The organism is Blautia sp. ZXY-1-C6 (assembly GCF_056339875.1).
On the sequence record NZ_JBWJVQ010000257.1, the window covers coordinates 1 to 7,618 of the forward strand.

Here is a 7,618-nt window from a genome sequence, read left to right on the forward strand (position 1 = left end):
GTCTCAAAACAGGAATCCTACTGGAATACTTGCAGATAAATAAAGAAAGCAGCTTGTCTTCCTTTGTCACAGTAAGTCCTGTGTCATAAAGCTGATAAGCTGCCATTTTGTTCTGCAGGTATTCTATTTGTTCTCGCTCAACCTTTTCTTTAGCTCAATGATATTCTCCTCAATCCGCTGTATCACAGTCTTGAAATCATCATCTGATTTCCCCGTTGGATCATCAAGTCCCCAGTTATCATCAAATGCTCTTCCAATAAAAGGACATCCCACATTACAGCCCATTGATATTGCGATATCAACATCTGGGATATCAGTAATCAGCTTACTATACTGACCATTTGCTTCCATATCAATTCCATAAATCTCTTTCATGATACGAACGGCATCCTGATTAATCTGAGGCTTTGTCTCTGTTCCGGCCGAATAGCTTTCAAATATATCTGATGCCAGATGTTTTCCCAATGCCTCTGCTATCTGACTACGGCATGAATTATGAACACAGATAAATGCGACTTTTTTCTTATTCATGAAATGGGCACCTCTCCTTAATACATTGGTTGTTCTTATCAGAATGAATACACTTTATAACAGGCTTTTCCATTTGTATATTGAAATTCTCTGCCACATAGTCAATCGCTGAGATTATGGCCATATAAGAATCTCTTTTACAACATCTTGGTCCACCAATGCTCCCGATTGCGTCAAGTGCCTTGGAAGTCATTTTATTAGCCAGACCCCAAGGTTCATTTTTAAGTGGAGTCGCTCCTGAGATTATTGATATAAACATTCCTGTACTAATTCCGGCGCCACAAGCACCCCAGAATCCACATGTGCCACCCGGAACAGCTTTTCCTCGATTCATCATTTCAAGCAGAGCTTCCGGCAAATCAATCTCACCACCTGCATTTTTATATGTAGCAAGGAGCGCTGAACCAACCATAACATGATGCTCTGGTCCATGCATATGGCAGAATGGCTGCGCCATCATTCTTCTTATAATTTCTACTGGATTCTTAGATGTTTCACTAAGACATATTTCTATAATTGCATCCATTCCTTTTGTATGACATTCATTACATACATAATGGCCCTGCTCGCACCTAGTCTTACTTAATTCCTTTTTATGACATAGTACGCACTCCATCATTTCATCTTTTTCAAGATATATAAGTGGTGCTTTACATATAATACATTCTTCTTTCATTTTCATTTCCTACCTTCCCAAAGCTTCAATAAATGAACTTGCCTCTCTTATTACTTTTTTATTCAGAGAATAATGATGCCATTTGCCTTCCTTACAATCATTTACAAGCCCACAGTCGACCAATATTTTCATGTGATGTGATAAAGTAGGCTGCGTGATATCGAATTTATCCAGAATCTTACATCCACATTTTTCTCCGTCTGACAGCATCTGAACAATCTCCAGCCTATTTGTATCCGATAATGCTTTACATATCAGTATCATATCTCTTGTTTCCATTTTCGCCACCTCGCATAGACATTTGTCTATGTGTCAATTTATCATACGCATAGATACTTGTCAATGTATATTTATTAAATAAGAGTTATATAGCATTCTTTCCCCATTTTATCTCTCGCTTTTGATTTCTTTTTCTAATGTTATCAGTTTACACCAAATGGCTGTACAAAAATTCCAACAACCATTACTGTTCAGGAATTAGCTGAACTAAAAAACCAATGGTGCAGACTGATAACAGTCAAAACCATTGGTTTTCTTTATCCAAATATATTCTCTGTTTCTTCTACAATTTTTATTTTACTTTTTCCAACTTGTTATCCACATCAAGGCAAACCTTATCCCCTTCATTGATGTTACATTCATAGAGCATAGCATCCTCTGCTTTTATCCTTATTTCTTCGCCTGAAGAATTCGTAAGCGTCACTATTGCCATGACTGGCATTCCTTTCGGTCGCTCTTCACAACCGAAGTCCAGGTCTTCATCAATTCGTTTTACTGTATATATCATAGCTATTCCTCTGAAAATAATATTTAAAATCAGTTCTCCATGTTTCTTCGAATTTTCTCTATCAAAGTGACATCTGCCGGTAGCCAGGCAACTCTGTCCAGTTGATCCTTCGTAAGCCATTTTGCAGCTTCCGCTTCTTTTAATTCCAGGTGACCGGCTGTGACCTCTGCCCAGAAGCAATCCATGGAAAGGTGAAAGGTGGGATAGTCATACTCTATAGTGTCAATCAAATCCCCTACCTTAATTTCTGTATCCAGTTCTTCCATGATTTCTCGCTTTAATGCTTCCTGAGGAGTTTCTCCTGCTTCGATTTTTCCTCCAGGAAACTCCCAACCGCCTTTCAGCTCACCGTAACCACGAGCCGTTGCAAAAATTTTATTCTTTTCTTTCATATTGTCGCAGATAACTGCTGCAACTACTTTTATTGTCTTCATTTGTTTCGTACCTCAAATCATTTATGCTGTAATATTTGACTGTAAATACCGTAATAAATCTTCTCTCACTGGATGATGCATTTTCATCGTTACTTTCGTGATCGGCTGCATACGTCCGCGATTATCTTCTTTCCGGGCATTTCTGGCTCCCACCAATCCCATTGTCACTTTCTTATCAAAAACTTTTTCAAAAGATTTTTTAGCCTGCTTCGCAAGTGTCACACGATGAACCAGAAACAACACTCTTTTGAAACCAAGCTCACGCATAGCAAGTGCGGATGCATATATCTTTCCTGTTCCCGAATTTGTCAAGAGAGTACGCACATCTTTTTATTTCTAATCACATAGAATTACAAAGCAATGCTCTTGTTTGCCTTTGGAAGCATATCCGCAGGAATCGAATTATGCAGCTTCCATACGAAACTGACAGGTCTCTCTCCTTCATGCTTCACATAATCTGCATTTCCTAAAAAAGTATATGGTGCTGTATATGAACCAAGCCTTTTAAATTCACGAACAAATAATGATATGATATCACCTGTATTCTTGTGATTAATATATCTCTGTATTTTTGCACTCGCTTGCCTATCCTGACTTTGGCTTTGCCAATGAAAGAGCTTATCGTTAATTGCATAATCCTCATACATAGTAGATGGAGAGAAATCTTTCTCTGATTTGTTCAGATTAATAAAAAAGATATCTGTTTTTTTATCTTCAAAACGTTTTACACCTTCTCTGAATTCCGGTGATTCTGTCTCTGTAAATAATCCAAATGCAGCCATAATCTGATTTGTGTTATAACGGCAGTGTAAATCCAGAGGACAAAGATAAGAGTATTCATTTCTCCCAGCAACAAAACTGATATGCTTACGATTGTATTTCAAAATCTGCAGAACTTCATCTCTTACAAAAGTTTCCTTTAGGACTGACTCAATTCCTTCATCGATACTTTGGAAACCGCATTTAGCCGGATTCTTTTTATAAAATGTATAATAAAGCATATTTCGCATGATGCGTTCTTCTTCGTTATTTGCAACTTTATTACCGTCAATATATCTGATCCAATAATCCAGTAGTCTGGCTGAGTTCACATGGAAAAATCCGGTCATCATACTGTAAATTTTATCATCTACATCTCTGTCATCTTCAATAATGCCTGCCCACTTTTTTAAGCGGAACAAAGATCTGGCACCTGTATTCTGATAGAAATCATACAGAGACATATTATATTCCAGCAAAAAGTTTTCCAGATTAAGCGGTAATCCAGTATCTTCTTCAAAGGTTCTCACCATTTCAATCAGTGCTCTTTTGTTATTATCTGTCTGCTTCAGGTTCTCCAGAATATATTCTTTTGCATACTTTTCAAGTTCGATATAGCAACCTCTTGGCAGATTGCTGAATCCATCCTCCACCTGTTTACGAATGGATTTTCGGCCTTTCCCTACAATTGCCTCAAATTTCATTGCAAAATTATACTTTTTGTTTGCCTGTCCAATAAAATCAAGAACCGTAAGGCAATCTTTCCCTGGACTTAAACGTAACCCTCGTCCTAGTTGCTGTAAAAATACAGTCGCACTTTCTGTTGGCCTCAAGAATAAGACGGTGTCTATAGCCGGGATATCCACACCCTCATTATATAAATCCACAACGAAAATAAAGTTTATCTTTCCACTTAACAAATCTGTTTTTGCATCATTTCGAATATCGTCTGCACTTTTCGAAGATAATGCAATGGACGGGATTCCTTTATCATTAAAATATTTCGCCATGTAATTTGCGTGAGCAACACTGACACAAAATCCAAGACCTTTCACAGACGAAATATCTGTCACATATTTTTTTACACTGTTTAAAATCAAAGCGCAACGTCTTGTATCTGCCGTATATACTTTTTCCAGCTCTGACACATCATATTTACCACGCGTCCATTTGAAATTCCTATAATCTGTGTCATCTGTTACACCCAAATACTGAAAAGGACTTAACAGATTTCGATCAATCGCTTCACCCAACAGTAATTTTGATGCAATACGTCCATCAAAATACTTCAGGATATCCTTACCATCCATTCGGTCAGGAGTAGCAGTCAATCCTAATAGAATCTTCGGCTCATAGTATGCCAGTAATTCCTGATAAGAATCAGCTGCTGCATGGTGGAATTCATCCACTATGATAAAGTCATAATAATCCTTGCTTGTCCACTGAGAAAGCTTTGCAGAATTGAATGACTGGATACTGATAAACAGATGCTCAATATCCGTTGGTTTATAACCATCTACGTACAACTCACCAAAATTAAAGTCATTCAAAACTTCCTGGAATTTCTGAATGCTCTGTTCGAGAATCTCCTTTCTGTGAGCCACAAATAACAAGCGTGCTCTTGGGTTCTTCTCCTTAAAAGCTTTATAATCAAATGCCGCAATAATTGTTTTTCCAACACCTGTCGCTGCAGAAACCAGATTACGATAATGTCCGTATACTTCTCGTTCTGCAGCAAGATTATCCAAAATTTCCTGCTGATATGCATATGGTCGAATCGAAACCTGAAGACTACGTTTTGACTTTCTATCAAATGCAGCCCTCGTTAATTCTTTTTTCAGCTTTTCATGACAGTCTGGGTTTTCAGGGTCAAAGGTTTCAAAAGAGGCATCATTCCAGTAGCTCTCAAAGGAAACCGAAAACTTTTTCACAATATCAAATGACTCTTTCTCAGTCACCTTCACATTCCACTCCAATCCCCCAGTCAAAGCTGGATTTGAAAGATTTGATGAGCCAATATATGCAGTTGAAAATCCAGTGTCTCTTTTAAACAAATAAGATTTTGCATGCATACGTGCATGATTCGTTTCATAATTAATCTTCACTTCCGTATTTGGAAGCTCTGCAAGAGCAACAATCGCTTTATAATCTGTAGCCTGTGTATAAGTCGTTGCAATCACACGTAAACGAACGCCCTCTCGTTTCGTGAATGCAGTCAATTCCACAAGAAGTGGACGTATTGCACTCCACTTAATAAATGAAACCAAAAGATCAATAGAATCAGAGGACAAGATTTCTTTCTTCAATTCCGAAAGCATACTTGGCTCATTTTTAGATCCTGTAAACAAGGCATTCTCTACAATTGACGTTTCCGGATGCACAGCTTTGATTGTATTAATGCTTCTTGCTGAATTCATTTTTTCATATAATGAGGTCAATACTTCTCCTTTTTCAAGAATGATATTATCCTCAAATTCAGGTTCATTCGTATGCTCTGCTATTTCCTGAACGATTTCATTACATAAACGAATTTGTGCCAGTAACGATTCATTTTCTTTAGATGACGGGAAACTGTCTCTTAAGTATTGCAAAGCCTGATTTATGACATATGATATGTATATGGTAAGAATACGTCTTGCATCCTCTCCATCAAGTTTTTCTAATTCTATATCATATTTTTCACGATCAAGCTGCTGCAGTTCTTTATTTATTCTCGTATTAACAATCTGTTCGTATATCCCATTTTTTAACATTAAACCCATCTCCTTGTTATGTATCATTCCTATTTACAACAATGTAAGTCAGAATATACTGTTATTATTAATTATACTACACAGACTCATAATTCGGTGGGAAAACTTTCCGGAAGTAATTCTTCGAAATACATATAATTATAAGGAAAATTCATAATGCTTTCTTCCACTCTTCTGTTCGTGGCTCTGCTGTTTTCTTGTTTCTACTTCAATCTGCTTTGCAGCAAGTGCTTGTAATACACTTGTCATAAATAAGATTCTGGAATTTCAGCTTGTTCTAACAATTTTTCGCTTTGATAGGCATTCTTCGTAAATCCAATATGTTAAATAAAACGCCAGTAGAATACTCCACTGACGCCTTACAAATACTATTGTTTTTTCTTATTATGTATTAATAACTTTACTTATGATTCCCAATAGCATTTGAATCATTCTCTCAAATGACTCCTTAAATTTTTGTATTCTACCCTATCACACTGGCACCAAATGGCATGAAAGAAAGTCTTGCCATCTTGAAAAACTGCTTTCCAAACGGAATTCCAACTATCGTAATACACCATATACAACCAACTATCAGATTTCCAAGCGCCATTTCCCAACCAAAAAATACAATCCATATGAGATTTACCAAGAATGAAAACATACCATTTCCATACACGATTTCTTTTCCAAACGGCCAGAATGCCAACGTTGCAAATTTAAAGCATTGCAGGCCTACCGGAATTCCAATAATTGTAATACACCATATGCATCCTGCAAAAACCCATGCCAGTCCACCCAGCAATCCTCCAAATATAAACCAAAGGATATTACCTATAGTTCTCATGATAACACACCCCCTTAAAGTCCTCTGAAAATCTGATCAACATGATTTCTTCGATTTCCCAGCCAGCTTTACGGCAGAATCTCAAGCCAGTATCCATCTGGATCTACAATGAAATAGATTCCCATCGCTTCATTTTCGAAGCAAATACATCCCATCTCTTTGTGCTTCTTATACGCTGCCTCATAATCCTCTGCCTTGAATGCCAGGTGGAATTCACATTCACCCAGATTATATGGCTGTGGATGATCTTTAAGCCAGGTAAGTTCCAACTCAAAATCACTTACATCGTTGCTCAGAATACACAATAATAAAATCATCGGTAGTTTTTCTTCTCACCTCGTGCAGATCAAGGGCCTCGTTGTAAAATTTAATAGATGACGGTCCAGATCTGATACATTGTAATTTTCATGAATCATCTTAAATTTCATAGTTCTTCTCCTTTTGTACATTCTGTGTTTCTAATACGTGACTTAGATGTCAAATCTCCACCCACAATCGCCATGATAAATCATTTGTTTTGTCATACCACCGTCAATACAGATGTCTTCACCTGTGATAAAGCCCGCTTTTTCAGAGCAAAGAAACAGTACCATGTTGGCAATATCCATGGGAATTCTCCCCAAAATCGCTTTCTATTTCTGCTGCCACAACATTGGATATTCTTTTTCACCAGTAGCACCATCGAATCCTTCGCATTGGATATTAAACTCTTCTGCTTTGGTAAAAAGAGAGAGCTCTGGTATTTTTCTGGTATACATTTAATCGTAATCTAACTTTTTTATTCTTGATATAATCTAATAAAAGTTTACCTATACCACATGACTGCATTTCATCAGAAACAAAAATACCGTG

General features: G+C 37.1%; 9 protein-coding genes and 2 pseudogenes. All 11 read right to left on the reverse strand.

The window, feature by feature from the left end:
- Positions 1–123: 123 nt before the first annotated feature.
- Positions 124–531: an arsenate reductase ArsC gene (locus AC075J_RS16570; RefSeq protein WP_055201524.1), complete on the reverse strand. Its 408-nt coding sequence runs from the start codon at positions 529–531 to the stop codon at positions 124–126.
- Positions 524–1,213 carry a DUF5714 domain-containing protein gene (locus AC075J_RS16575; protein ID WP_330381005.1) on the reverse strand — a complete coding sequence of 230 codons (690 nt, stop codon included), beginning with the start codon at positions 1,211–1,213 and terminating at the stop codon, positions 524–526. Before AC075J_RS16575 ends, AC075J_RS16570 begins: the two co-directional genes overlap by 8 nt.
- Before the next feature lie 3 nt (positions 1,214–1,216).
- Positions 1,217–1,486: an ArsR/SmtB family transcription factor gene (locus tag AC075J_RS16580; protein ID WP_055201525.1), complete on the reverse strand. Its 270-nt coding sequence runs from the start codon at positions 1,484–1,486 to the stop codon at positions 1,217–1,219.
- 292 nt (positions 1,487–1,778) lie between these two features.
- Positions 1,779–1,994 carry a hypothetical protein gene (locus tag AC075J_RS16585; RefSeq protein WP_055201526.1) on the reverse strand — a complete coding sequence of 72 codons (216 nt, stop codon included), beginning with the start codon at positions 1,992–1,994 and terminating at the stop codon, positions 1,779–1,781.
- Positions 1,995–2,023: 29 nt separating this feature from the next.
- A complete protein-coding gene (locus tag AC075J_RS16590; protein WP_022380648.1) occupies positions 2,024–2,428 on the reverse strand; it encodes a (deoxy)nucleoside triphosphate pyrophosphohydrolase in 405 nt (134 codons plus the stop codon).
- A gap of 21 nt (positions 2,429–2,449) precedes the next feature.
- On the reverse strand, positions 2,450–2,740 hold the full coding sequence (locus AC075J_RS16595) for a DEAD/DEAH box helicase family protein (RefSeq protein WP_020993712.1): 291 nt from the start codon (positions 2,738–2,740) through the stop codon (positions 2,450–2,452).
- 38 nt (positions 2,741–2,778) lie between these two features.
- Positions 2,779–5,940, reverse strand: a complete 3,162-nt coding sequence (locus AC075J_RS16600) for a DEAD/DEAH box helicase (protein WP_008704886.1) — start codon at positions 5,938–5,940, stop codon at positions 2,779–2,781.
- 463 nt (positions 5,941–6,403) lie between these two features.
- Positions 6,404–6,766, reverse strand: a complete 363-nt coding sequence (locus AC075J_RS16605) for a YccF domain-containing protein (protein WP_008704887.1) — start codon at positions 6,764–6,766, stop codon at positions 6,404–6,406.
- A gap of 68 nt (positions 6,767–6,834) precedes the next feature.
- A pseudogene (locus tag AC075J_RS16610) lies at positions 6,835–7,194 on the reverse strand (VOC family protein).
- Positions 7,195–7,236: 42 nt separating this feature from the next.
- Positions 7,237–7,374: an SDR family oxidoreductase gene (locus AC075J_RS16615; RefSeq protein WP_476390520.1), complete on the reverse strand. Its 138-nt coding sequence runs from the start codon at positions 7,372–7,374 to the stop codon at positions 7,237–7,239.
- A gap of 24 nt (positions 7,375–7,398) precedes the next feature.
- Positions 7,399–7,618 (reverse strand): annotated as a pseudogene (locus tag AC075J_RS16620) (GNAT family N-acetyltransferase); the annotation flags it as partial.

Bases quoted from the DNA above. Each gene is read 5' to 3' on its own strand.
- AC075J_RS16570 (WP_055201524.1), bottom strand. From the start codon at position 531: ATGAATAAGAAAAAAGTCGCATTTATCTGTGTTCATAATTCATGCCGT.
- AC075J_RS16575 (WP_330381005.1), bottom strand. From the start codon at position 1,213: ATGAAAATGAAAGAAGAATGTATTATATGTAAAGCACCACTTATATAT.
- AC075J_RS16580 (WP_055201525.1), bottom strand. From the start codon at position 1,486: ATGGAAACAAGAGATATGATACTGATATGTAAAGCATTATCGGATACA.
- AC075J_RS16585 (WP_055201526.1), bottom strand. From the start codon at position 1,994: ATGATATATACAGTAAAACGAATTGATGAAGACCTGGACTTCGGTTGT.
- AC075J_RS16590 (WP_022380648.1), bottom strand. From the start codon at position 2,428: ATGAAGACAATAAAAGTAGTTGCAGCAGTTATCTGCGACAATATGAAA.
- AC075J_RS16600 (WP_008704886.1), bottom strand. From the start codon at position 5,940: ATGTTAAAAAATGGGATATACGAACAGATTGTTAATACGAGAATAAAT.
- AC075J_RS16605 (WP_008704887.1), bottom strand. From the start codon at position 6,766: ATGAGAACTATAGGTAATATCCTTTGGTTTATATTTGGAGGATTGCTG.
- AC075J_RS16615 (WP_476390520.1), bottom strand. From the start codon at position 7,374: ATGGATATTGCCAACATGGTACTGTTTCTTTGCTCTGAAAAAGCGGGC.